The sequence below is a fragment of the Marinomonas alcarazii genome (assembly GCF_003208215.1).
Lineage (GTDB): Bacteria > Pseudomonadota > Gammaproteobacteria > Pseudomonadales > Marinomonadaceae > Marinomonas > Marinomonas alcarazii.
The window spans coordinates 154,802-180,704 of the sequence record NZ_QKLW01000002.1; the positions used below are offsets into that span (position 1 = coordinate 154,802).

A 25,903-nucleotide genomic window follows, 5' to 3' on the forward strand; every position below is an offset into this window, starting at 1 on the left:
TAAACTTAACGACGAGTAAAAAACACTCCAGCAAAAGAATTAGGAATCATGTTCATAAGGATTGCTTATGCAAGGCAATAGTTACATAAGCATTATAGAGAGGTTTTTCTTAGCGTTTCACTGCGCTTCAGCCCGTTTTATCTCATCTCTGATATCCAGCAATAGAGACAAAGCACGCTCACCATTCATGTTATATGGGTCGAAGTTAATACTTTTTGTATGCTGGTAAAATAGCTCACGGAGGCTTTCCGTGTTTTGTAGATAGCCCATATTCCAGCTATCAAACTCTCTGTCGGAAATGACTTGGTAACCGATTATTTCAGGCTTCTTATGGCGGGAATCCGTCGCGATTTTATGATAAATCTGATTCACGTCTTGGCGTGTTCCTTCTAAACATTGAAGAAAGAACTGCCTGTTAAAAGACAACAAGCCTGTCACATTGAGGGCTTTATTATTGACTCGTGCCACTTTAAGAATGCGGGCAATGTCTTCCACCTCAAATTGCTCGGTAATGGTGCTAGTATAAATAAGTCGAACTAAATCCACATTAAGCCCTTTTTATATCGAACAAATATATAAACCATTTAAATTGAGGCTATCGTTTTTCTATACAAAAGTAATGTGGATTTAAGTAATTTTTGTATGTGTTTTTTTATCTAATTTAATTCCACCTGCTTCTCTATTTTATAAGGCTTAACAGCAATATACACGTCGACGCTTTTTTCACTGGTATAACATTCAAAATCTGCCGTGTAAGCGCGGTAATGTACACAATCGGAACTGCTAAAATAACGCCAAATATCCCCCCATACATCGATCACTACTTGTGGCATTTCCCCTTCACCAGAGAAAACCAGATACTCGCCGGCAGGAAGGTCAACATGTTCTAACTCTGCCATTGATGAAACATGATCCGGTTCAGCGCCAACTAAGACGTTGAAGTCGCCTGTGTAGTCAGACTCATACTGATAATATACGCCATATAAACAAGCGCCCTTTTCATAATTCACTGTGGCTTGCTGTGCAAAGGTTTGATGTAAGGCGCCTATCTTTGCGGTTTCTGGTTGCATTTCGCTAACATTATTCGTTCGCACGCTTAAACCGGCTATACGTTTTTCATCCAGTGTTATTTGCTTCATTTTAATCTCCATAAAATCGACTTGTTTAGAATAGATTCACTATATCGACATATATGACACTTTATGTCACATTAAAATCATGAATAGGTCCAACGCCAAAGATCGCCTAGATAGATTAGAGCAATTAACCGCCATTCTAAAATCAGAAGATGCCCTCACGACCAAAACTATCGCAGCCGAATTGAATGTCAGCGAGCGCACCTTATTTCGTGACATTGGAGTTTTACGGGAACGAGGATTGCCAATTGAAGCGGACAAGGGTCGTGGCGGTGGTATCAAGCTTCACCGTAATTGGGGTGCTGGGCGACTATCACTAGAAAACCAAGAAATGATCGATTTACTAATCAGCCTTGCCATTGCAGAAAGCATGGGACCGACTTTGTTTATGGGGAATATTAATACCGTTCGCCATAAGCTGATGGCTTCTTTTTCACCTAAGCAAAAAGATAAAATCCATCAGCTACGCCAGAGAATTCACATTGGTGAGCAAGCGTCACCAGACGTTTTACAGTCTTTCAGTATGAAAAAGCATGAAACAAACGCGACCATTGAAACCCTGCATACAGCCTTTCTATTTAATCAACGCCTGTCTATTGTTTATCATGACTTTCATGACCAAGAAACGCAGCGCGAGATTGAAGCCCATTATTTGTACCTTGGGTTTCCCGTATGGTATCTGTTGGCATGGGATCACCTTCGTAACGACGTACGTATTTTTCGCTATGATCGCATAAAGAAAGCAGACATTTTGCCACAAGAGTTTACGCTAAGACCGTTAAAGGATTTCAACGCTATCCTGACCAAGCAAAATGTCAGTACACTTTAATCTTCCACTTTTTCCGCATTCGCACCGTGACGCTGAAAGAAATCCGTTACGTCATCGACAATCGGCGCTTTGCTTTTCAAGAACCAAACAAGGCTAGACACCATCGCCACGTGATCTACGCCTTGGTAGATTTTACTTTCTACTGCGCCCTGCTCGGCTTGTATTTTTGCAATCAATTTGTCCATATTGCTTTTACCGACAATGGTATCTTCATCCCCCCAAAGCAGTAACATTGGCGGCTCTTTGCCATCAATAAACGTGGTTACTTGCATATTCGGGTAATTTTCTGGCGGACCAAACATGTCTTTATAGTCTTCTTCATATGGCACAAAGTCATAAGGCCCAGATAAGCCAGCAAAGGCTTTGATAATAGAAGGTGTTAAACCTTCGGCTTGCAAATACTGCTTGTCGGCAGTCAACATTGCGCCAATATGCGCTCCTGCTGAATGACCTGATATAAACAAACGCTCAGGATCGCCTTGGTATTTGGCAATATTGCGATATGTCCAAGCCACCGCCTTGGCACCGTCTTCAACAAAGGTTGGAAATTTTACTTGTGGGTATTTGCTGTAATCGGCAATTACTGTGATATAGCCTTTTTTGGCAAAGGCTTCCCCGACAAAGGGGTACATGTCTTTTGAGCCATCTTTCCAGCTACCACCATAAAAGAAGACAATGACAGGAAGTGATTCACCGGACGAATGCGGTGGAACGTAGACATCCAGTTTTTGCCAAGGCTCAGAACCATAAGCTATATCTTTTGCCCTTTCGGTATCACTGAATGCATTAGGTAAATTGGCTACTCCCAGCCCAACCTTAGTACAGGCAACGAGTAATAAAGAACTCAGTGCCACACATACTTTTGCTATCCTCAAAATAGACCTCTTGCTTCTCTTAAAATGAACTCAATTATAGTAATACGCAGCAGAGAGAAAAATAGACTAGAATTTTTATACTCTAATTTTCACCCAGAAATCATCAAATGATTGAACTATCAAAGTATATTTCCTAGAATGTTTTATGCGGTTGGAAACAACTAAGATTGGCGGGCTGCCTTAATGCGGTGCGCTGAGCGCTAGCTCTTTCCCCCGCCTTCTTTTTTGTGCTTCATAATTCCAATATACTCCCTTAGACAATCAACTTCTTAAGGATTAAGAATGTTTTTACTCTATGCGGATGAATCCGGAACCCCCGGTGGAGCTGATCAAGAACATTTTGTTCTTGCTGGAATAACAGTATTTGAACGAAAATCACATTGGTTATCTCTAGAGCTAGATAAAATAGCAGCTCGGTTTAATAATCAAGATCCCAATTCTGTTGAGCTTCATGGAGCGCCAATGCTGTCTGGCAGAAAGTTTTGGCGAAAATTTGATAAAGAAGATCGGCTCAACGCAATTAAAGATGCCTTACGTTTAATTGATGGCAAATACTATCGAGTGATTGCTTCCGTTGTTAAAAAAGGGGCAATATCCCCACAAGATCCGGTTTACAGTACCTTTCAGCAACTCATTACTCGTTTTGATCATTTCTTAGCAAGGGAACATACCCATTTCAAAAATCCCCAAAGAGGGCTAATTCTCTTTGATAAAAGTAGCAAAGAAGCCCCTATTCAAGCACTCGCTACAGAATTCAAAATAGATGGACACGAATGGGGGAAATTACGCAATATGGCTGATGTTCCCGTTTTTATAGATAGCCATGCAACTAGGTTAATTCAACTCGCAGACTTAGTCGCTTACGCCATATTCAGAAAATATGAAAAACAAGATAATCAATTCTTTGAAATGATTGAAAATAAGTTTGATTATTTTGGTGGCGTTCAACACGGCTTGCATGTAAGTGTGTAAAAAAGCCGCTCTTTGGAGCGGCTTTTTACTTTCAGTAATCTGCTGTTAGATAAGCTGATTAGCCGCCAAACACAACGGTGCGTTTGCCATTCAAGAATACGCGTTTTTCCACGTGACACTTCACTGCATTGAACAAGGTAACACGTTCAATGTCTTGCCCTTTCGCGATAAGGTCTTCCGCATAGTGAGCGTGGTTCACGACTTGGATGCCTTGGGAAATAATCGGACCTTCGTCGAGGTCGTTGTTCACGTAGTGAGCGGTTGCGCCAACCATTTTCACGCCTTTTTCCCATGCTTGGTGATAAGGTCTAGCACCTTTAAAGCCTGGTAATAAAGAGTGATGGATATTGATAGCGCGGCCATCAAGGTATTCACACATACTTGGGGAAAGTACTTGCATGTAACGCGCTAATACAACCAATTCTGTGTCGTATTTTTCGATCAAGTCACGCACTTGCGCTTCTTGTTCTAGCTTAGTTTCAGCCGTAATTGGCAAATGGTAATATGGAATACCATGCCATTTTGCAAGGTCTTCTAAATCTGGGTGATTTGAAATAATAACGGTGACATCTATGTTCAATTGACCTGTGCGAAAACGATACAGTAGATCGTTCAAGCAGTGATCGTATTTAGACACCATAATCGCCACTTTTGGCTTGTGATTTGGTGCCGTTAACGACCAATCCATTGAGAATTCAGCTGCACGTGCTGCAAACTCCGCCTTGAAAGTTTCTTCATTAAATTCGGAATTTTGTGGCAAGAATTCTATACGAATAAAAAAGCGGCCTGACTCTCTGTCATCAAAGGAGTGAATTTCATCAACATAGTTACCGGCTTCGGCCATATATCGAGTCACTACATCAACCGTTCCAATAATGCTTGGGCAGCTAGCAGTAAAAATCCAAGGTGCAGTTTTTGATTTCATACAATTGTCTCTTATTGTCTTAAGCTTTTATATTCACTTGAGGGCTGACCGCATGGTGCGATCAGCCTAGAAGTGACATAACTCAAATAACTTAGGCTTTTACCACTAGACCGTATTCACGACTTGCATCTTGAATCCACAACCAAAGGTAATCAGCAAAACTACGACGCACAACCAATTCGTATTTGTCATCCTCAAGACGGCAAATAGTCACACCACTTTTCGCAAAAACAGTAGACACGACTTTGCCAACTGGGAATTCACGTGGGTGTAAATCCACTGGTGTAGATTTCTTCAGCATGTTGACAACTTGGCTGCCAGACACATCAAAAATGGTCGTTCCGCCGCTGATGTTCACCAAAGAATAGTGTCCTGTCATGCTTTCATAGAAACGAGTTTCCAAGTCAAAAGCCTGTTCACCAGCAACAATAATCAACCACTCATCAGGCGATATCCAGCGAATTGAAACAGCATCCGTCGTTACAGACGTCAGGGGTTCCATTGGCAAAGCAGCACCTAATAAAGACTCAATCTGTGACAATTGCTCAGCGGACGGTACACAACGCAGCGTTAACAGACCTTGCAGTTTACGCTCATGAAAGTACACACCACCTTCTTTTGGGCCGTGCTGGCTAACGCTAGCAAGATCCGCATGGTGCAGCGGGCTTTCACCAACAATATCTGCTTCTGGCAATTGCTTTGTCACCAATTTACTTTCTGCTACTGTGACATCAGACATTTTGACGCTCCCCTTTTGGATCTAAGAATACTGGGCTGCAAATTTCAGCTTCAATAACACGGCCATCAGCTAATGGATAAAATACTCTTTCACCCATTTTATCTAAGCCACCTTTTACAAATCCCATTGCTACAGAGCGGTTCAAGTTCGCACTCCAGTAACTTGATGTCACATGGCCAACCATTGGCATTGGGATTGGTGCTTTAGGATCAAGTACACCTTGGGCACCTTCTGGCAACACCGCTTTTGGATCTATTGTTTTCAAGCCAACAAGCTGTTTGCGGTTCTCACGAACACAGTCTTCACGCTGCATACCACGCTTACCAATAAAGCTAAATGGTTTTTGCATAGAGACAGCCCATGACATGCCTAAGTCAAACGGATGTACAGAACCGTCCGTATCTTGACCAGCAATAATGAAGCCTTTTTCCGCACGCAAGATGTGCATTGTTTCCGTGCCATATGGTGTTAAATTAAATTCTTCACCATGTTCAAATAGCGCTTTCCAAACATGCATACCATAGTTTGCTTGTACGTTGATCTCAAAAGAAAGCTCGCCAGTAAAGGAAATACGGAACACACGTGCTGGCACGCCTGCAACCGTCATAGGTTTCCAATCCATAAAGGCCATGTTTTCTTTAGATACATCGTAATCCGTTAGCTTTTCCAACAACTTGCGGCTGTTCGGACCAGAAATAGTCATCGTTGACCAATGATCTGTCACACTAGTGAAAAACACTTCTAACTCTGGCCATTCTGTTTGGTGATAAATTTCTAACCAAGAAAGAACTCGAGCCGCACCACCAGATGTTGTGGTCATCAAGAAGTGGTTTTCCGCCAAACAAGACGTTACACCATCATCAAACACCATACCGTCTTCGCCACACATCAAGCCGTAACGACATTTACCTACTGGTAATTTCGCCCAAGCGTTGGTGTAAACACGGCCAAGGAATTCACGCGCATCTTTACCTTGGATATCGATTTTACCCAGTGTAGAGGCATCCAAAATACCAACAGATTTACGTGTTGCTAAACACTCACGGTCCAAGGCTTGTTGCATGGTTTCGTTGCCTTGTGGGTAGTACCAAGGACGTTTCCATTGACCAACATCTTCAAACTTCGCGCCACGTTCAACATGCCAAGCATGCATTGCTGTGTAGCGTTCTGGATCAAACAAAGCACCGCAATCACGTCCTGCGATAGCACCAAATGTAACAGGCGTATAGTTAGGACGGAAAATCGTTGTTCCCGTTTGTGGAATGGTTTGATTGAGCATTTTCGCCGCAATCGCCATGCCGTTAATGTTACCTAGCTTACCTTGGTCAGTACCAAAGCCCATTGCCGTATAACGCTTAACGTGCTCGATTGATTCAAAGCCTTCACGACAAGCCAACTCAATGCCTGATGCGGTTACGTCATTTTGATAATCAACGAACTGCTTAGGCGCTTTAGATGTTGGTTTTGTGTGCGGGATATGGAACAAGGCCATTGCTTTGCCTTCTTCAATCGTTTCCGCTTTTGGCAACACTACGTCTTTCTTAGTCATTCCCAAATGAGTCAATGCATCCGCTGCGGCACTCACACCTTCAGCCAAAGCTTGCTCTGTTGTAAAAGAACCGTTAATTGCACCAGCAGTTAATTGTTTCTGATACGTTGTTCCTGGAACAAAACCTAAAATGTCATCGTTCCACACTGGACGAGAACCTGTGTGACAAGACAAGTGAATAACTGGGCTCCAACCACCAGAAGAAGCTACGGTATCCGCTGCCATTTTGATGATAGGACCGACAACGGCATCACCAGCATCGTTCAACGGTGCGATAGAAACCCCCGTCACACGTTTACTGCCGTGAGCTTCGATAACGCCTGAGCCCACCATGATACTGATACCACGTTCGCGCGCTGCATCAACAAACGTACCTTGAGGATTCTTACGAGAATCAACAATAGCCACCACGTTGCGACCCGCGTCATGCCAATCTAGCGCCGTGCGGTAAGCGTTGTTGTTTGATGTCATTAGTACTAGGTTTTTACCAGGTACTACGCCATAACGGTTGATGTAAGTTGATACGGCATTTGCCACCATACAACCTGGCACATCATTGTTGCCGTATACCAAAGGACGTTCATGAGCACCCGTTGCCAAAACAACCCACTTAGCGCGAACACGATGGTAGCGCTGAGCAACTTGACCATTCGGCGCACGGTCTGCAAATTGATCGGTACAATGTTGTTGAATCGTCAAGAAGTTATGGTCGTGGTAACCATTAACTTGAGAGTTTGGCAGCATCAAAACATCGTCATATGTAGACAATTCTTTAACGACATCAGCCACCCATTCTGCAGCAGGTTTACCATCTAGCAATTCTGTACTGCTTAGTAAGCTTCCGCCAAATTCATTTTGCTCATCCGCGATAATCACTCGAGCACCGGCGCGTGCTGCCGTTAACGCTGCAGCTAAACCAGCAGGGCCAGCACCAACAATAATGACATCACAATGTTGATTCATTTTGTCGTAGATATCTGGATCATTTTCTTTTGGAGCTCGACCAAGACCTGCGGCTTTACGAATAAAAGATTCGTAGGTTTCCCACATAGATTTTGGGTACATGAAGGTTTTGTAGTAAAAACCCGGTGGCATCATCTTTCCACCGACTTTACCAACCAAGCCCATCATGTCGTTATCAACACTTGGCCAACCATTAGTTGAACCTGCAACCAACCCACCGTAAAGCGATTGTTGCGTCGCACGTACGTTAGGAATTTGTGTCGCTTCTGTTGCGCCCACTTGCATTATAGCATTCGGTTCTTCTGCACCTGCCGCTACGATGCCGCGAGGACGGCTGTATTTAAAGCTTCGGCCGATAATATCGACGCCATTAGCCAATAAAGCAGACGCCAGGGTGTCACCCTCGAAGCCTGTGTACTTTTTGCCATTGTAGGTAAAAGTAAGTGCTTTAGAGCGATCGATACGACCGCCATCTTGAAGACGATTCTTTTGAGTCATTATGGCGATCCTTACTTACTCTGAATTGCGTTAGCCACAACAGTTGGCTGTTCGCCGACCTTGTAGACTTCATTTATTTCGTAAGTTTGAGTGTCACGAGTAACGTTGAAGTACTTACGGCAACCTGCTGCATGTACCCATAGCTCGTGATGTATGCCTCGTGGGTTAGCACGGAAATACATAAACTCACCCCATTCTTTATCCGTACAAGCATCAGGATCTAGCGGTCGAGCGATATGCGACTGTCCTGCCGCGTGGAATTCTTCTTCCTCACGGTATTCGCAACAATGCGGGCAATAAATATGAAACATGGTAACTCTCTCCTTATTCGGTATTAGCCCGTTTAGTGTGCTACGCCAGCCGCGCCGTGTTCATCAACAAGCGCGCCGTTATGGAAACGGAACATAGAAAAAGGTTTAGCCAATGGGTGCATTTCACCCTTCGCCAGAGACGCAGCAAATACATGACCTGACCCTGGTGTTGCTTTAAAACCACCTGTGCCCCAACCACAATTGAAAAACAAGTTTTTCACTGGTGTTTCACTGATGATAGGACAAGCATCTGGACAAGTATCAACGATACCACCCCATTGGCGGTTCATACGTACTCGGCTAAATACTGGGAACATTTCCACAATCGCTTGGATCGTATGCTCGATCGTCGTATAGGAACCACGCTGCCCGTAACCGTTATAGCCATCAATACCAGCACCGATAACCAAGTCACCTTTGTCTGATTGCGACGCATAACCGTGTACATGGTTTGACATAACAACCGTATCAAGAATAGGTTTAATCGGTTCAGATACCAAAGCCTGTAGAGGGTGTGACTCTAATGGCAATTCAAAGCCAGCCATTTTTGCCATCACACTAGAATTACCGGCAACAACACAACCTACTCGATCAGCTCGAATCTCGCCATAACGAGCGGTACGAACACCAACAACGGTGCCGTCTTCGATAATCAGATCTTCAACTTCTGTTTGTTGGATAAGATCCACACCATGCGCATCCGCACCACGGGCAAAACCCCAGGCAACAGCGTCATGACGAGCGACACCCGCACGTGGCTGCCAAGAAGCACCCATTACTGGATAACGCGCACGATCAGAACAATCCAATACAGGAACAATCTCTTGAACTTGTTTAGCGTCTAACACTTCACCATCGATACCGTTTAAGCGGTTCGCATTTACACGGCGTTCAATATCACGCATGTCTTGCAAAGTATGACCAAGATTCAAACAGCCACGCTGTGAAAACATCACGTTGTAGTTTAGGTCTTGGGATAAGCCTTCCCACAATTTCATGGCGTGCTCATAAAGGTGTGCTGCTTCATCCCACAAATAGTTTGAGCGCACGATTGTTGTATTTCGAGCCGTGTTACCACCACCCAAAAAGCCTTTCTCAATGACAGCGACATTGGTTACACCAAATTCTTTTGCCAAATAATATGCGGTCGCTAAACCGTGTCCGCCACCGCCTACGATGATTACATCGTATTTCTTTTTAGGGGTTGGATTACGCCACACCCGCTGCCAATTTTCGTGATGGCTAAAACTGTGCTTTAACAACCCAAAGCCTGAATAATGCTGCATCAGATCAGCTCCTTACATAAACAATCGTTTCGACGATTATCGTGGTGTGGTTAAAAAGGAAGTAGCGTTTCGGCAAACCGAGACGCTATAAACCAAGTTTTCATAGTGATAATAGAGAGAAAGATTTACGATCTAATGCTTGGAAGCGTCTAGCGAATGACAATTTACGACAGAGCGGAAATGTCGATTTTAGATAGGTTAAAAAACACTCTTATAGTGGGGCTAAATATTGCTCAAACGGACGTTATTCGCGCAATGAATCATTCCAGATCTGATTCGCGGCTTGGTGAAGTAAGCTATGGCGCTTGGCAACCTTTTCTTCATTTCTGTCATACCCGCCACCAATGACGCAAGCGACAGGAAGCTGTTGCGATACGCAGGTATTTATAATGTATGTATCTCGTTCAAAAATGCCTTCATCTGTTAAATTTACATGACCAAGCCTATCGTCTTTGTGAACATCCACACCAGCGTCATAAAAAACAAAGTCAGGTTGATACTCTGCCAATAATGATGGCAACGTGGCTTTTATAATAGACAAGTACTCTTGATCATTTGCGCCTTTGGGTATCGCAATATTGACGCCGGATGTCTGTTTTATCTGCGGGTAGTTTTCTTCACAATGCCAAGACACTGGGACTATGTCGCTTCTGTCTTTAAAGAAGGCAACAGTGCCATCCCCTTGATGAACGTCGCAATCTAAAATGAGAATCTTCTTTGCCTTACCTGATTCAATCATCGCCAGCGCGGCGACAGCCAAATCATTAAATATACAAAAACCCGAGCCATGAGACGGATGCGCATGGTGCGTGCCGCCCGCAAGATGGCAAGCTAAACCGTGTTGAAGTGCCAATTCACTGGTAAGAATCGTACCTGATACCGCTCGCAACGTTCTTTCCACCAGCCATTCAGACCAAGGCAGGCCAATTTCTTTTTCCTCCTGCTTACTAAGCTCGCCACGAATAAAGCGCTGCACATAGTCTTTGGTGTGAGCAGCCATCAAGACGTTAAGAGACAAAGGCGATGGCGTGTATTGATTCGCCTCGGTCAGAATCCCTAAATCCTCCAAGACTTCCGCCAACAAACCAAACTTACGCATTGGAAAACGGTGCCCTGCAGGAAACGGAATACTGTAATGAGGGTGAAATACAAGGGGAAGCAAAGTGACGTCCATGGATAACTAAATACAAGTGAATAAGATGGGCACTATGCTAACAAGCTCTACCGGCTTTTTGCGACCAAAACTTTCCGCATAGCCGCATTGAACGACTCAATAAGTTGCGGCGGAAAGCCTTTACCACTTTCGAAATTCACCATTTGCACGGCTTTAATCGCACTTTTTCTGTATTCACTGCCCGACTTGCCCCAGACAGTATCAATAAACATAACCGCCATCGCTAAAATAAAAGCACCTTGCGGAATAAGAGAACCCACCAAACCTTCCGGCATACCAGAGCCGTCAAAACGCTCCTTATGCGCTTTAACCATTGCAACCGCGTCTTCCCAACCTTCATGCTTCGCCAGCAGTTGAGCACCCACAAGTGGATGATTTTGTTCAGCTTGCTGCTTTCGCACCTCATCATTTTTGCAACTTAAAATAGGCGCCATCCCCATATTATGCATGTAGGCGGCAGCACTAAGTTGAGCAGGATCAACCGAGTTAACACATTCAGCATTGATCAACTGAGACAGCTTTAAAATGCGCTCACTGCGTTCTGATGAATAACCTAAAAGCCGATTTAGTTTCTGACTAAAGCCAATAAAGAGGTCAATATCCGCTTGTTGCTCTGGGGTGAATTCCACCTTGATGATAACCGAAGCGGGTTCTGGTGCGGCTTTTTCTTCTACGACTTGATTGCATCGTCGCAGTAAATCAGCCGCCATTTCAGGGCGTTTCGTATCATCTTCTTCTGCATAGATGGCATCCAGGCCATGCTGAAGCACATCACGAAGCGCATTTTCAGCAACATGGGATTGGTAGATTTGCTTTAACAAGTCGTACACTTTTTCGATCACGACCATAATCAGCTCACCTAAACTATGATGATACTGAATGTAGCCTCCGCGCATGCCATCCACTATTTCTTCCAGTTTATGAAGCACACCCACCAAAGGGTCTAAGAAGCAGACTGAGCAATTTCCCTTCATGCTGTGGAGCGAACGAAAGAGTTTATCCAGCTTATCAAAGGAAAAGCCGTCAGTTTCAATACTGTTAATAATCTCTTCAATTTCTTGCTGAGCTTCAACATAACACTCTAGCAAATCATCCTTGAGCTCTTTTTCTAATGCTGAAAACGCCTTACAAGCAAAGTGACTCATTTTGTTCTTCCATCTTCGGGGGATGTAACTTAAAAAAGCATTGAGGCCTATCAAGTCATTCGGTAGTCTCACCCTATAACTCTTCTAATTGTAGATAGAATATTTGTAAGCGTGAACATATAGAATGTTTCATTGTGAAACTGAGGTGCGTATGCCAAATTATTGGCTCATGAAGTCAGAACCAGATGCATTTTCTATTGATGACCTAAAAAAAATGCAACGCTCCCCATGGGACGGGGTCAGAAACTACCAAGCCAGAAACTTTATGCAGACCATGAAAGAAGGCGACCTTGTCTTTTTCTATCATTCAAGCTGCACTCCTGCGGGCATTGTCGGCGTAGCAACCGTTAGCAAAGAAGCTTACCCAGACCACACTAGCTGGGATCCAAGCAGCGCCTATTACGATCCAAAATCCACGCCAGAAAAGCCCAGATGGTTTATGGTCGATGTAGAGTTTACAGAGAAATGGCCTGCCATATTAACGTTAGCAGAATTAAAGCTACACCCAGAGCTGGCCGATATGTTATTAACCAAGAAGGGAAATCGGCTATCGGTGATGCCAATTACAGCGGATGAATGGGAGTACATCAACCTAATAGCAAAGAAATAAACCTCACTTGTCATTGTAGATTTTTAGTTATAAGAAAAAATTATAATACGCCTTTAGGGCACTCCTAAAGGCGAAATCCTTAGACTGAGTATTTAATAATGAGTGTCAGCAGAGTAGCCTGGATGGCTATTGTATTGTCTGCCTTATATAGCACTTTATCTATTAGTCAGACGTTGTACCCAACTAGCCTTGTGGAGTCGCTAAAAGATTCCGACCAAGACGGTGTTATTGATGCCAGGGACTTATGCGCCAATACGCCAGCAGGCATCGCTGTTGATAATACTGGCTGCCCATTCACAAAACTGGAATATTATAATTTTAACTTTGATGTTCAATTTGACACCGCCAGCTACAAACTAAAACAAGATGCCTACGGTGAGCTGGACAATCTCGCTTTATTCTTACAATTACAGCCAAGAACCAAGCTGTTAATAGAAGGCCATACCGACAACACAGGGCCATCAAGGATCAACCTGTTACTTTCCAAGCAACGCGCTATTGCGGTTTCTAGCGCCCTAATCTCTAACTTTGGCATTAATAAAAATCGCATCAAAACATTTGGCTATGGGCAAGAACGCCCTATTGCATCAAACGACACAGAACAAGGAAGGCTGCTGAACAGAAGAGTCAGCGGAGAAATCGTCATTCCTTTCCTCGCCCCAGATGCTTTAAACCAGACAGTAAGTCAGTCACTGCACTTATCAAATCAAGTAACCATTGCGTTTGGCAGAAATAGATACAACATAAAAGCAGAGTATAGATCCACGCTAGAGGCCATCAATAGACTCTTACGGGATCACCCTGACACGCTTGTCATTATAGAAGGTTACACGGACAACACCGGAAGCAAGGCTTACAATCGAGCGCTATCATTAGAACGAGCCAATATGGTGGCTGACATAATTAACTCATTCTCCCCCATCGCCCCAGACAGAATTAAGACCATAGGCTACGGACAAGACTTCCCTATCGCATCAAACCAGACACCGGAAGGAAGAATCATGAATAGACGTGCCGAGATAAGCATAATGAAAAGGTTTAAAGCGGCACAAGAAGTTGCGATACCAAAATGGACTATTTGGAGTGTCGATCAGCTGGAGAAAGAATAAATTTGCCAGCTTAAACGGCCTAATGAAATTCACGTTCACGTTGTTTTAAGGATACAGCGTGATCAAAGTAATACTGTACGACAGCACCAACATAATCATAATTATCACTCGTTCTAGCGATAATCCCGACACTGCCCATCTGATTATATTTTTTAGGCTGATAGTAAGCCTCAATACGCCAGCCTTCTTCATCAATACTGTAGTTTTCCCTGAATACAGAGGCTCGCAGATCGTCATTAAAATAGTAGCTGGCACCGATTCGAGAACTCGTCACATTGCTCAAGGTTGTATCCGCAGAGATGTAATTTGCGGTCAATCCAAAGTCCCCCAAAAACAGCTCCCCAATAAACTGCCCAATAACGTCACGCTCACTCTTTAACTCTTCGTCCATGGGTTCTAATTCAGACACACCAAGCCCCAGCCCCAAACGACCATAATCATTTCGAAGAAACCAGTTAGACGAAAGCTCTGATTGCGCAAAGCTGTCCGACGATGAACCTGTAATTAAATAATTACTGTTTAGTAGAACCTGAGTAGAAAGGTAGTCGTTGATAGGAATATTCACTTTAAAGTCAATATTCATAAGAGACTTCTCACTTAAAAGCCCATACCCTAAGCCGAAAACAAAATTAGGGCGTTTCTCTTCAGCGTAAGCAGCACTCGTGCCTAGAACGACTGACAAGACAAAAATCCGAGAAAATATAGTCAAAACATGTCCGCGCAAAAATATAAATTATAGGGTTATTGTGACTGGTCTTAGACAAAAGCTCCAGTAGCAAAAAATGTGACTATTTTCACATAAAATGAAGGGAATTCAGAACACCTCTGGGATTCGGAAGCAAAGCCCAATATAATAGCCCCAAAGTCGATTAGACGAACTCATTTTTAGGTTAATACGTTACATGGCAAAAAAACTTTTTATCCAGACTCATGGCTGTCAAATGAACGAATACGATTCATCTCGTATGGCAGATTTACTTGGCGAAAGCCATGAAATGGAACTCACAGATAACGCAGACGAAGCCGATGTTTTGCTGCTAAACACTTGTTCTATACGCGAAAAAGCTCAAGACAAGGTCTATCATCAGTTAGGCCGCTGGAAAAAGCTTAAGCAAAAGAACCCGAACCTTGTTATTGGTGTGGGTGGTTGCGTAGCAAGCCAAGAAGGCGATGCAATTCGCAAGCGTGCCAAACATGTCGATATGATTTTTGGGCCTCAGACGCTACACAAATTACCTGATATGGTGAACGCGGCCGGAAAACACATCCCAATAACCGATGTTACTTTCCCAGAGATCGAGAAATTCGATCACTTGCCTGCCCCTCGCGTTGAAGGTGCAGAAGCCTTTGTTTCTATTATGGAAGGCTGTAGCAAATACTGTACATTCTGTGTTGTGCCGTACACTCGTGGCGAAGAAGTCAGCCGCCCATTTGACAGCATTATCAAAGAAGTTGTGCAGCTGGCTGAGCAAGGTGTTCGAGAAATTCACCTATTAGGGCAAAACGTTAACGCTTACCGTGGTGAAACCGCTGAAGGTGATGAAGCTGATCTTGCTGACATCATTCATGCTGTTGCACAAATAGATGGCGTTGAACGCATTCGCTTCACAACATCACACCCAGTTGAGTTCACCGATAGCTTGATCGAAGCTTTCCGTAACGAGCCTAAGCTGGTCAGTCATTTGCATTTGCCTGTACAAAGTGGTGCCGACAACATTCTTAGTGCGATGAAGCGCGGTCACGACCGTCAATATTACATTGATAAGATCAACCGCATTAAAGAAGCACGCCCAGGCATTAGCTTGTCTTCTGACTTTATCATTGGCTTCCCTGGTGAAACAGACGAAGATTTTGTCGATACTATGAATCTTATTCAAGAAATCGGCTTTGATCACTCATTCAGTTTTGTATACAGTCAAAGACCTGGTACGCCAGCTTCTAATTTGGAAGACGATACGCCGGAAGACGTTAAAAAAGAACGCCTTGCAATTTTACAACGCCGTATTAGTCAACAAGCCTACGACATCAGTTTGTCTATGGTTGGTGAAGTTCAGCGCATTTTAGTCAGTGGTTATTCACCACGTGACCCAGGGCAACTTCAAGGTCGAACAGAAAACAATCGGATCGTAAACTTCCGTGCGTTCGACCCTCAATTAATCGGTAAATTCGCAGATGTCGTTATTACAGATGCTTATCCAAACTCCCTATTGGGTGAATTGGTAAGTTCCGAGCTCGACTCTGACTTTGTACTTCAATAATCAAAGGTAAATCTTGGAAACCACACAGACAACTCAACAAATCCGTTTAGCACCTGCCGCAGCCGACGCTTTGGCTGGGCTATGCGGTCAACTCGACGAGAACATCAAGTTAATTGAAAAAAGACTTGATGTATCTATTAAATATCGTGGCGAACTATTCGACATTTCCGGTGAAGACTCTGAACATGTAGCAGCAACGAAAACGCTACTAGAAAATCTTTATCGCGAAGCATTGGCGAATACCAGTATCACTCCTGAAACGATCCACCTTTATCTGCAAGAGTCAGCGATCGAATCGCTATCCAGCAGCAAAAGAGGCAAAGGTGATCAGTTGGTGATCAAGACGCGCAAGGCATTTATTAAGCCTAAAGGCAAAAACCAACAAGGCTACGTAAAGCAAATTCGCAAACACGACATCAACTTTGGTATCGGGCCAGCGGGTACAGGTAAAACTTACCTAGCCGTTGCGTGTGCTGTTGAAGCATTAGAGGCTGATCGCGTTGAGCGAATTATGTTGGTACGACCTGCGGTTGAAGCTGGCGAGAAGCTTGGCTTTTTGCCGGGTGATTTATCACAAAAAATCGATCCTTATCTGCGCCCTCTTTACGATGCTTTGTATGAAATGCTTGGGTTCGAGTTGGTCGATAAATTGATTGAGAAAAATGTCATTGAGATCGCCCCTCTTGCCTTCATGCGTGGTCGTACGTTGAATAACGCTTTTATCATTCTAGATGAGAGCCAAAACACGACAAAAGAGCAAATGAAGATGTTTCTAACACGCATCGGCTTTGGCTCAACGGCGGTAATCACAGGCGACACCACTCAGGTCGATTTACCTCGTGGTACAAGCTCTGGTTTAGCGCAAGCCATGCATGTATTAAGCGACGTCAATGGCATCAGTATGACGCATTTCAGTTCTTCTGACGTTGTCCGTCACCCATTGGTTCAGCGTATTGTTGAAGCCTATGATAAGTTCGACATCGAAGTTGAAGAAGAAAAGAAAGCTCGTACTGAAGCTCGTTTAGCTGCGCAATCCGAACAATCAGCGAGCACAAAATAATGGCGACGTTAGAACTTGATCTACAAATCGCAACAAAAGAAACCGCGAATATTCCAAGTGAAGCTGACTTTCGAGTTTGGGTTGAAAAAGCCCTTGAAAATTCTGATGAAGAGTTCGAAGTCACTATTCGCATTGTCGACGAAGAAGAAAGCCACGCGCTCAATAAAGAGTACCGTGGCAAGGACAAGCCGACGAATGTGCTATCGTTTCCATTCGAGTCTCCACCTGGCTTAGAACTCCCTTTATTAGGCGATTTAGTTATCTGTGCTCAAGTCGTGACGAAAGAAGCCCAAGAACAAAATAAAGAATTGTTTCATCATTGGGCTCATATGACCATTCATGGCATCTTGCATTTATGCGGCTATGATCATATAAATGATGACGAAGCAGATGAAATGGAATTGATAGAAACAGAGCTTCTTGCCTCTCTATCCATTTCCGACCCTTATTTGATTAAAGAGTGAGTTAACACCCCAATGAGTGACGACCGATCGAGTTTATCCAACGATCAACATAAATCCTGGTTTGAGCGTTTAGCGCAAGCCTTCAATGATGAACCACGAAGCCGTGGTGATATTGTTAAACTTCTAGAAGCCGCCGTGAAATCCGACATTATCGATCGTGATGCTTTCACCATTGTTGAAGGCGCACTGGAAGTGTCTGAGGTTCAAGCACGGGACATTATGATTCCGCCTTCGCAAATGGTGGTAATAAAGTCCGAAGACGACCCAAAAACATCACTCCGTAAAGTTATCGATTCTTCCCATTCACGTTTCCCTGTTGTTGGTGAAGATTCGGATGAAATTCTTGGCGTGCTCTTAGCCAAAGACTTACTGCCTTTGTTGTTCAAAGACGGTGATATCACCATAGAAGACATACTGGCCCGTTTACGTCCTGCCAACTTTATTCCCGAAAGTAAGCGTCTAAACGTTCTTCTGAATGATTTTCGAACCAAACGCTACCACATGGCATTGGTTCTAGATGAATATGGCAGTGTGTCAGGCTTGGTTACCATTGAAGACGTGCTAGAACAAATTGTCGGTGAAATTGAAGACGAAACTGACAAGCTTGATGATGAAGGTATTCAGGTCACAACAGAGCCTGGTGTTTACCTTGTTCCAGCTTTATGTACCGTGGAAGACTTCAATGAGTTCTTTAAAGTAGAACTTAACGAAGAAGAATTCGATACTATCGGCGGGATTCTGGTGCAACAATTCGGTCACGTTCCATTGCGTGACGAAGAACTGTTTTTTAGTGATTTCCACTTTAAAATCGTAAAATCCGATGGACGTAGAATCAAAACGATCCAAGTATCCAAATCAACGGCTAATACATTAGATTGATATGACTGAATCTCACCCTGACTTGAAAACAACACAAGCGGGGTGGGTTCCTCGTTTTGTGTCTAACCTCTCCAAACGTTCTCCTATTTTACTTGCCCTTATCGGTATTATTGCTGGCGCGATTGGCGCAACCAGCTTCTCGCCTTTTTATATTTGGCCTAGCTATTTCGTTACTCTTATCGTCTTTAGCATTCTGGTCATGACCAGCACGACGGCAAAGTCTGCGTTTTGGCGAGGCTCATCCGTTGGATTAGGTTTCTTTGGCGCAGGTGTATCTTGGGTATATGTCAGCATCGCTGAATATGGCCAAGTTGGCATTATTATCGCTGCCCTCATTACCTTCTTATTTATCTGTGTTCTCTGTGCTTTTTGGTCATTTTCCGCATGGCTAGCATGGCGACTGAGCCAACGCTTTACACAGATTCCTGCCAGCCTTTGGATTACCCTAAGCTTATTAGTGGGAGAATATTTACGCAGCACCCTTTTTACTGGCTTTCCTTGGTTGCTGCCAGGCTACGCCATAGAAAATACATGGTTATTCGAACTGCTGCCCATTGGTGGCATCTGGCTAACCAGTGCCTGCGTTATACTTACCGCCAGCGTTATCGCCTGCATAATGCTGAAAAAAACCAATCAGCTGATACCTTTTATCAGTGTATTGGTTATTTGGCTGAGTTCTGCGTATTTGCAATACTTCCCTATTTCATGGGTACAACAGACGGGCACGCTGAAAACAACTTTAGTACAAGGCAATGTAAAGCAGGATGTAAAATGGCTTGGAGAGACAGCCGTCAGATCCTTAGCTTATTACCAACAAGAAACACTTAACCATTTAGACAGTGACCTTGTTGTTTGGCCTGAAACAGCCATCACCTTCACCTACCCAAGAATCAAAGATCACTTTAAACCTTTTGCAAAAGAGCTCGCTGAAAATAACACAACCCTAATAACAGGCATTCCCGATGTTAGCGAAAATAAACGCGACTACTTCAATGCCATCTGGGCAACAGGAAACGGCTTTGGGCTCTATTACAAACAAAGGTTGGTTCCTTTTGGGGAATACATTCCATTTGCTGAATACATAGGCCCCATCCTAGATGTTTTTGGCATGCCCATGTCGAATTTTAAGTCAGGGGATGATAACCAGCCGGTTTTGCAAGTCGGTGAATGGGGAGTCGCACCCTTCATTTGCTACGAAATTGTCTACGCAGAACAAGTAAGACGGATGGTAAGAGACAGTGACTTCCTGATCACTATCAGTAATGATGGTTGGTTTGGCACTTCTATTGGCCCTTGGCAGCACTTACAAATAGCGCAATTTAGAGCCAAGGAAACAGGTCGTTATGTGATCCGTGCAACCAACACTGGCGTTACGGCATTCATCAATGAGAAAGGCGAAGTGATTGCTCAGGCCCCTCAGTTTGAAAAGGCCACATTAACGGCTGAAGCAAAAGCCTTCAGCGGCATCACGCCTTATGTTCAATGGGGCTATTGGCCTACGTTCTGGTTACTCGGATTTGGCTTCATCTTCTCTTATCTTTACGGTCTAATTCTGCGCCGTAAAAACTAGGTATACACCCGATGAAAACCACAGCGAGGCAAATATCAAGCATCGCTGTGGTTTACTCTATTGAGTATCCCAATAAAACGTGACTCTTATGATGCTTTATTGGTTAGCTCTTCGTGCGTAGACATTAAGCCATAATGACAGATTTCGCAGGGCATTAATGTTTGCTTAGTTTCCACCACATTTTCATGGCCACATGACATGCAACGGTAATTGCCCGGCTCGACCTCGGTCCCCACCACATGACATTCCTCAAGCGGCACTGGGTTGTTATTGACATGATTAATCAACCACAACAAAGCAGCATCTTCTTTCTCGTCAAACTCCTCAACTAGCTCATGCCCTTCATCAAGAACATAATGCCAATTGGCGTCGACCCACGCTTCGGTATAACCCATTTTGTCATGCCAATAGGCCGTCATTAAGGCCACATCTTCTAAGAACCAATCCTTTGCTCCGGCCAATGTTTTGCGTGCTTCCTCGACCAAACTGGAATCGTGAGTCTCTTTTGGTGAATCTTTTTTCATAGAATTCATAACTCCTCCTCTATGCACCTTCTAATTAGGGCTCCATCTCTATAAAATAGCGGATATTTTCAGACTCTGTTGGCTTTTGCATCATTATCTTGAGCTATGCCGCTATAATGGCCTCTTTTCATTAAGAGAATACAGGTCTACCAACCTTTCGTCGATCACGGGATAAGAATACATCATGCAAGAACAATATAATCCGCAGCAAATCGAACAAGCTGCTCAATCTTTTTGGGACGAAAATAAAGTCTTCAAAGCCGTCGCTGACTCCAGCAAAGAGAAGTTTTACTGTCTTTCGATGTTTCCTTACCCAAGTGGCCGCCTGCACATGGGCCACGTTCGTAACTACACCATTGGCGATGTAATTTCTCGCTATCAGCGCATGCAAGGCAAAAACGTCCTTCAGCCAATGGGTTGGGATGCTTTCGGTCTTCCTGCTGAAAACGCTGCCATCAAACACAAAACTGCACCAGCAAAATGGACCACTGAAAACATCGCCTACATGAAAGGCCAGCTTAAAGAGCTAGGTTTTGGCTATGACTGGGACCGTGAAATCGCTACTTGCACGCCTGAATACTACAAATGGGAACAATGGTTCTTCACTCAGCTTGTTGAAAAAGGCTTGGCTTACAAAAAAACCGCTGCCGTTAACTGGTGTCCAGAAGACCAAACCGTATTGGCCAATGAACAAGTAGAAGAAGGATGCTGCTGGCGCTGTGGCACCACGGTAGAGAAAAAAGAAATTTCTCAGTGGTTTATCCGCATCACTGATTACGCTGAAGAATTGCTAAACGACCTTGATCAACTTGATGGCTGGCCAGAAAAAGTAAAAGCCATGCAACGCAACTGGATCGGTCGCTCAGAAGGCCTAGAGTTTAGCTTTGCAGTAGAAGGCAAAGACGAGCGTCTGTCTGTTTACACAACACGACCAGACACCATCATGGGTGTCACTTATGTTGCCGTGGCAACTCAACACCCACTGTCTTTGGAAGCCGCTGAAAATAATGCTGATCTAGCTAATTTCATTGCTGAAAGTAAACTGATGTCGACTACGGAAGCGGATCTAGCAACCGTTGATAAAAAAGGCATGGACACAGGCTTCAAAGCCATTCACCCAATCACTGGTGAAGCGGTTCCTGTTTACGCAGCCAATTTCGTCTTGATGGATTACGGTTCTGGCGCCGTTATGTCCGTTCCAGCACACGATCAACGTGATTTTGAATTCGCGAAAAAATACGGCCTAGCCATCAAACAAGTTATCCAGCCTGCTGGTGAAGAAGTGGTTGATTTAGAAAAATCCGCTTTCACTGAGAAAGGTGTACTTTGCAACTCGGGTGAGTTCGATGGTTTGGATTTCAAAGCCGCTTTCGATGCCATTTCAGCTTGGATGGTAAAACACGAATTAGGCGAAGTGAAAGTAAACTATCGCCTACGTGACTGGGGTGTTAGCCGTCAACGTTATTGGGGAACACCAATCCCAACCATCAACCTGAAAGACGGTTCTGTTGTCCCTGTTCCAGCAGATCAACTGCCTGTTGAATTGCCAACAGACGTGATCATGGATGGTGTGAACTCACCAATCAAAAACAATCCGGACTTCTCTTCCATCATGTTCAATGGTGAAGAAGCAGAACGCGAAACAGACACCTTCGATACCTTCATGGAATCGTCTTGGTATTTTGCTCGCTACTGCTGCCCAGAAGCTACCGATGCCATGCTAACCGAAGAAGCAAACTACTGGCTTCCAGTTGACCAATACGTTGGTGGTGTAGAACATGCGATTCTTCACTTATTGTACTCTCGCTTCTTCCATAAATTGCTACGTGACGCGGGTCTTGTGAACTCTGATGAGCCATTCAAACGTCTATTGACGCAAGGGATGGTAAACAAAGACGGCACTAAGATGTCTAAATCCAAAGGCAACACCGTTGATCCTCAAGAAATGATCGAGAAATACGGTGCGGATACTGTTCGTTTGTTCATGATGTTCAGCGCACCACCAGAGCAATCACTTGAATGGAACGATGCCGGTGTTGATGGCGCTTCACGCTTCCTACGCCGTCTATGGGCGCTGTGTTACCGTCACACAAACGCAGGCAAAGTGGGTGCATTGAACATTGCAGAACTGAATGGCGCACAAAAAGCCTTGCGTCGTAAAACGCATGAAACCATTCAGAAAGTATCGGACGATATCGAACGCCGTCAAACGTTCAATACTGCCATTGCCGCTGTCATGGAACTTTGCAACGAAATCAGCAAGTTCGAAGACACATCTGAATTAGGTCTTGCCGTGGCTCAAGAAGCGCTAGAAGCTGCAACACTGTTGTTGTCTCCTATCGTGCCTCACATCGCTCATCAGCTATGGTCTGAACTTGGTCACAGCGACAACGTCGTAAATACACCTTGGCCAGCCCTAGACGAAGCTGCTTTGGTAAAAGACGAGCTTACCATTGTTGTTCAAGTACTTGGTAAGAAGCGTGCCGAGCTAACTGTGTCAGCAAGCGCTGACAACAAAACGATCGAAGCAGAAGCATTGGCAAACCCAAGTGTTGCCAAATACCTTGAAGGCAAAACTGTCCGTAAAGTTATTGTCGTTCCAGGCCGCTTGGTGAACATCGTTGCCAACTAATTAAGGCATTCTAAGGGATGGCTCGGCCATCCCTTTTTTCCTTACCCACCAGACAGGAATCACGAATATGATAGCCGCACTTTCCAAAACAAATCGCCTACTTATATTGGCTCTATTCTCTATGAGTCTCGTCGCCTGTGGTTTCCATTTACGCGGACAAGTGGATCTTCCAGATCAACTGAAAGTAATAACCTTAACGTCCGACAGCGGCTCTGAAGATTTTGACCGCTCATTGCGTATTGCTTTAGCAAGTGCTGGCGTCACTATCATCAATGAAGCCGATGCGACAAAAGCAACATACAACTTAAAAGTGAATGCCATCAGCTCAAGCGATACCGAATTGGCACGCAACGCTTCCAATGATGTATCACAAGTTCAGCGCCGTCTGACCAGCCACTACTTTATTCGTCAGGCCAATGGTAAAGCGGTCTATGGACCAAGAACCATCAGCACAACCAGAACATTGACCAATCAAGACGCAGAAGAAAGCGCGAAACTCTCCTATAACCAAAGCCAAATGCAAAGCATGAGTGAAGATCTAGCCGATCAACTCGTTTACGACTTAAATTACGCTCCTCTTTAGGAAATAGAATGAAAGTCCGTGCGGATCAACTAGAACAGCAGCTGAAAAAAAACTTCGCTCCCCTTTATATTATTTCTGGGGACGATGTTTTGCTCTGCCAAGAAGCGGCGGACAGCATTCGTAAAGCCGCTCAAAAACACCAAATTGATGAACGCTTACGATTTGTTGCCGACGCTCAGTTTGATTGGCAAGAAGTCATCAATGAAAACCAAAGTTTGTCGCTCTTCTCCTCCCGTCGACTGTTTGATATTCAAATAGACAAGATGGGGGAAAAGCACAGCAAAGCCTTAGCTCAATTAGGCCAATCACTGAGCGAAGACAACACGATTTTACTCACGCTGCCTAAAATCGATGCGCGCACCCAAAAAGCCAAATGGTTCACGCAATTGGAATCCCAAGGCGCGTTTGTCCAAGTCTGGCCTATAGACGCAAACAGGCTACCCGCTTGGGTTCAACAAAGAGCACAATCACTGAATCTTTCTCTAAGTCGTGAAGCTGCCAGCATCATCTGCGAGCGCGGTGAGGGAAACCTTCTAGCCCTTTCCCAAGAGCTTGAAAAACTGGCCTTACTTCATGGTCAGGGCGCTCAGATTGACGCAGAGAAAATCATAGAATCGGTGGCAGACAGCAGTCGCTATTCTATTTACGATCTAAGCGATCGCATCCTAATGGGCAAAACCAAAGAAGCCATGCACTGCCTCAATCAATTGCTTGGCGAAGGCGTAGAACCCAGCATTATTCTCTGGCTCTTTAACCGTGAAACTCAAACATTGGCGAATTTACTCCAGTCGATGCAGTCTTCAAGCTTTAGACAAGCCTGCCAAAGCGAAAAAATATGGGACAAACGCGTCCCTTTCTACGAAAGCGCGATGTCACGTCACAATAAAGTGACCCTACCTTACATACAAAACTATCTTGCGCTAATGGACAAAAGTATCAAAGGCCTTGAAGGACCCGATAACGCAACAGGCTTTCGTAATCTAGTCATGATGTTTTGCGGCTTCAAACCCGTCGTAACGGAATTAGACATCCCAGCATAGCGCTAACAACCAACACCCAGCTCATCTTCTTATGTAGGTATAAAACATGACGGACGCGTCAATCATTGAAGAAATTAACACTTGGACAACACCGTTATTTGTTACTCAAATGCCAGACCATGACTTTTTAAAAGAAGCATTACTGACAGCGGTTTACCAACAAAAAGCGACGCAAACAACAGCGATAGAAAGCCAAATAGCCCCGAAAGCGAAACATGCTCTGCACGAAAGCACATTGGATTTTTTGGATCTGGCGGACGCGAACGTTATGGAAGCTAAGCGTGCATTAGAAGAATTGGTATTAGAAATTGCAGCATCGGTTAACCAAGCCTTCTGGCCAGAAGACATGGAAGCCGATGCTCATATCATTGAGTCTTGGTACCATGTCACCCAGAAAGGCGGTTACCATGATGCTCACTCACACCCAAATTGCTCCTGGTGTGGCATTTACTATTTAGAGCCAGGGGACGCTAACATCGAAGGCAATGGCGGACTAAATCGCTTTTATGACCCTAGAGTGAACGCAGAACATTACGCCGATCCGGGCACAGCCTATTTAGGCGGTCATGGAGTGTGGGACTTCACCCCAACCGATGGACAAGTGATTATCTTTCCATCCTACTTAAAACATTCAGCTTTACCTTACTTTGGCGATAAAGACCGAGTAGTCATTGCCTTTAACTGCATAATAGAAGCGTATTAAAAAGAATTTTAATTAGTTTCCACTCAAACATTCACAATAGATCGGTATTTGTAGTAATTTAACAAGGCA

25 protein-coding genes are annotated in these 25,903 nt (G+C 44.2%); 13 read left to right on the forward strand and 12 right to left on the reverse strand.

Annotation, left to right across the window (positions count from 1 at the left end; genetic code table 11):
* Window positions 1-117: 117 nt before the first annotated feature.
* Both DFP75_RS05605 and DFP75_RS05610 read right to left on the reverse strand, forming a co-directional pair.
* Window positions 118-546 carry a BLUF domain-containing protein gene (locus DFP75_RS05605; protein WP_110573130.1) on the reverse strand — a complete coding sequence of 143 codons (429 nt, stop codon included), beginning with the start codon at window positions 544-546 and terminating at the stop codon, window positions 118-120.
* Between the two features lie 110 nt (window positions 547-656).
* Window positions 657-1,139 carry a GyrI-like domain-containing protein gene (locus tag DFP75_RS05610; protein WP_181417001.1) on the reverse strand — a complete coding sequence of 161 codons (483 nt, stop codon included), beginning with the start codon at window positions 1,137-1,139 and terminating at the stop codon, window positions 657-659.
* A 79-nt stretch (window positions 1,140-1,218) separates the two neighbouring features.
* Here DFP75_RS05610 and DFP75_RS05615 point away from each other — a divergent pair, with 79 nt between their 5' ends.
* On the forward strand, window positions 1,219-1,965 hold the full coding sequence (locus DFP75_RS05615; RefSeq protein WP_110573134.1) for a helix-turn-helix transcriptional regulator: 747 nt from the start codon (window positions 1,219-1,221) through the stop codon (window positions 1,963-1,965).
* On the opposite strand, the gene DFP75_RS05620 is transcribed toward DFP75_RS05615, so the two are convergent.
* Window positions 1,962-2,840, reverse strand: coding sequence for an alpha/beta hydrolase (locus DFP75_RS05620; protein WP_245926989.1), 879 nt, complete (start codon window positions 2,838-2,840; stop codon window positions 1,962-1,964). The two genes, DFP75_RS05615 and DFP75_RS05620, sit on opposite strands and share 4 nt — an antisense overlap.
* A gap of 282 nt (window positions 2,841-3,122) precedes the next feature.
* On the opposite strand from DFP75_RS05620, the gene DFP75_RS05625 reads away from it, so the two are divergent.
* A complete protein-coding gene (locus DFP75_RS05625) occupies window positions 3,123-3,812 on the forward strand; it encodes a DUF3800 domain-containing protein (protein WP_110573136.1) in 690 nt (229 codons plus the stop codon).
* A gap of 58 nt (window positions 3,813-3,870) precedes the next feature.
* On the opposite strand, the gene purU is transcribed toward DFP75_RS05625, so the two are convergent.
* From purU to DFP75_RS05660, 7 genes are all read right to left on the reverse strand, one after another.
* Complete coding sequence (gene purU, locus DFP75_RS05630) at window positions 3,871-4,737, reverse strand: formyltetrahydrofolate deformylase (protein ID WP_110573138.1); 867 nt, start codon at window positions 4,735-4,737, stop codon at window positions 3,871-3,873.
* Between the two features lie 91 nt (window positions 4,738-4,828).
* A complete protein-coding gene (locus DFP75_RS05635) occupies window positions 4,829-5,476 on the reverse strand; it encodes a sarcosine oxidase subunit gamma (protein WP_110573140.1) in 648 nt (215 codons plus the stop codon).
* Entirely contained in the window at window positions 5,469-8,486 is a 3,018-nt protein-coding gene (locus tag DFP75_RS05640) for a sarcosine oxidase subunit alpha (RefSeq protein WP_110573142.1), read from the reverse strand. Before DFP75_RS05640 ends, DFP75_RS05635 begins: the two co-directional genes overlap by 8 nt.
* An 11-nt stretch (window positions 8,487-8,497) precedes the next feature.
* A complete protein-coding gene (locus DFP75_RS05645; protein WP_110573145.1) occupies window positions 8,498-8,797 on the reverse strand; it encodes a sarcosine oxidase subunit delta in 300 nt (99 codons plus the stop codon).
* A 32-nt stretch (window positions 8,798-8,829) separates the two neighbouring features.
* Window positions 8,830-10,083: a sarcosine oxidase subunit beta family protein gene (locus DFP75_RS05650; RefSeq protein WP_110573147.1), complete on the reverse strand. Its 1,254-nt coding sequence runs from the start codon at window positions 10,081-10,083 to the stop codon at window positions 8,830-8,832.
* Window positions 10,084-10,327: 244 nt separating this feature from the next.
* The gene (locus tag DFP75_RS05655) at window positions 10,328-11,245 is read right to left on the reverse strand and encodes a histone deacetylase family protein (RefSeq protein ID WP_245926990.1); all 918 of its coding nucleotides are present in this window, start codon (window positions 11,243-11,245) and stop codon (window positions 10,328-10,330) included.
* A 59-nt stretch (window positions 11,246-11,304) separates the two neighbouring features.
* On the reverse strand, window positions 11,305-12,402 hold the full coding sequence (locus tag DFP75_RS05660) for an HD-GYP domain-containing protein (protein WP_110573151.1): 1,098 nt from the start codon (window positions 12,400-12,402) through the stop codon (window positions 11,305-11,307).
* A gap of 151 nt (window positions 12,403-12,553) precedes the next feature.
* Between DFP75_RS05660 and DFP75_RS05665 the strand changes: the two genes are divergently transcribed.
* Complete coding sequence (locus tag DFP75_RS05665; protein ID WP_110574426.1) at window positions 12,554-13,012, forward strand: EVE domain-containing protein; 459 nt, start codon at window positions 12,554-12,556, stop codon at window positions 13,010-13,012.
* Between the two features lie 122 nt (window positions 13,013-13,134).
* Entirely contained in the window at window positions 13,135-14,121 is a 987-nt protein-coding gene (locus DFP75_RS05670; RefSeq protein WP_181417002.1) for an OmpA family protein, read from the forward strand.
* 19 nt (window positions 14,122-14,140) lie between these two features.
* Here DFP75_RS05670 and DFP75_RS05675 read toward each other — a convergent pair whose 3' ends face one another.
* Window positions 14,141-14,803 carry a hypothetical protein gene (locus DFP75_RS05675; RefSeq protein ID WP_245926991.1) on the reverse strand — a complete coding sequence of 221 codons (663 nt, stop codon included), beginning with the start codon at window positions 14,801-14,803 and terminating at the stop codon, window positions 14,141-14,143.
* A 220-nt stretch (window positions 14,804-15,023) separates the two neighbouring features.
* Between DFP75_RS05675 and miaB the strand changes: the two genes are divergently transcribed.
* From miaB to lnt, 5 genes are read left to right on the forward strand one after another with little or no spacing between them, the layout of a single operon-like run.
* The gene (miaB, locus tag DFP75_RS05680; protein WP_110573156.1) at window positions 15,024-16,379 is read left to right on the forward strand and encodes a tRNA (N6-isopentenyl adenosine(37)-C2)-methylthiotransferase MiaB; all 1,356 of its coding nucleotides are present in this window, start codon (window positions 15,024-15,026) and stop codon (window positions 16,377-16,379) included.
* 13 nt (window positions 16,380-16,392) lie between these two features.
* Entirely contained in the window at window positions 16,393-17,439 is a 1,047-nt protein-coding gene (locus DFP75_RS05685) for a PhoH family protein (protein WP_110573157.1), read from the forward strand.
* Window positions 17,439-17,903, forward strand: a complete 465-nt coding sequence (gene ybeY, locus DFP75_RS05690; RefSeq protein WP_110573159.1) for an rRNA maturation RNase YbeY — start codon at window positions 17,439-17,441, stop codon at window positions 17,901-17,903. The genes DFP75_RS05685 and ybeY overlap by 1 nt, the downstream gene beginning before the upstream one ends.
* A gap of 12 nt (window positions 17,904-17,915) precedes the next feature.
* The gene (locus tag DFP75_RS05695; RefSeq protein WP_110573161.1) at window positions 17,916-18,782 is read left to right on the forward strand and encodes a CorC family transporter; all 867 of its coding nucleotides are present in this window, start codon (window positions 17,916-17,918) and stop codon (window positions 18,780-18,782) included.
* Between the two features lies 1 nt (window position 18,783).
* Window positions 18,784-20,352, forward strand: a complete 1,569-nt coding sequence (gene lnt / locus DFP75_RS05700; RefSeq protein WP_110573163.1) for an apolipoprotein N-acyltransferase — start codon at window positions 18,784-18,786, stop codon at window positions 20,350-20,352.
* A gap of 86 nt (window positions 20,353-20,438) precedes the next feature.
* On the opposite strand, the gene DFP75_RS05705 is transcribed toward lnt, so the two are convergent.
* Entirely contained in the window at window positions 20,439-20,885 is a 447-nt protein-coding gene (locus DFP75_RS05705; protein WP_110573165.1) for a hypothetical protein, read from the reverse strand.
* Between the two features lie 175 nt (window positions 20,886-21,060).
* Between DFP75_RS05705 and leuS the strand changes: the two genes are divergently transcribed.
* The 4 genes from leuS to DFP75_RS05725 all read left to right on the forward strand — a co-directional run bounded on the left by leuS (window position 21,061) and on the right by DFP75_RS05725 (window position 25,834).
* Window positions 21,061-23,508: a leucine--tRNA ligase gene (leuS, locus tag DFP75_RS05710; protein WP_110573167.1), complete on the forward strand. Its 2,448-nt coding sequence runs from the start codon at window positions 21,061-21,063 to the stop codon at window positions 23,506-23,508.
* 67 nt (window positions 23,509-23,575) lie between these two features.
* Window positions 23,576-24,091: an LPS-assembly lipoprotein LptE gene (locus DFP75_RS05715; RefSeq protein WP_110573169.1), complete on the forward strand. Its 516-nt coding sequence runs from the start codon at window positions 23,576-23,578 to the stop codon at window positions 24,089-24,091.
* 8 nt (window positions 24,092-24,099) lie between these two features.
* Complete coding sequence (gene holA, locus DFP75_RS05720; RefSeq protein WP_110573171.1) at window positions 24,100-25,131, forward strand: DNA polymerase III subunit delta; 1,032 nt, start codon at window positions 24,100-24,102, stop codon at window positions 25,129-25,131.
* A gap of 46 nt (window positions 25,132-25,177) precedes the next feature.
* Window positions 25,178-25,834 carry a putative 2OG-Fe(II) oxygenase gene (locus DFP75_RS05725; protein WP_110573181.1) on the forward strand — a complete coding sequence of 219 codons (657 nt, stop codon included), beginning with the start codon at window positions 25,178-25,180 and terminating at the stop codon, window positions 25,832-25,834.
* Window positions 25,835-25,903: the final 69 nt, after the last annotated feature.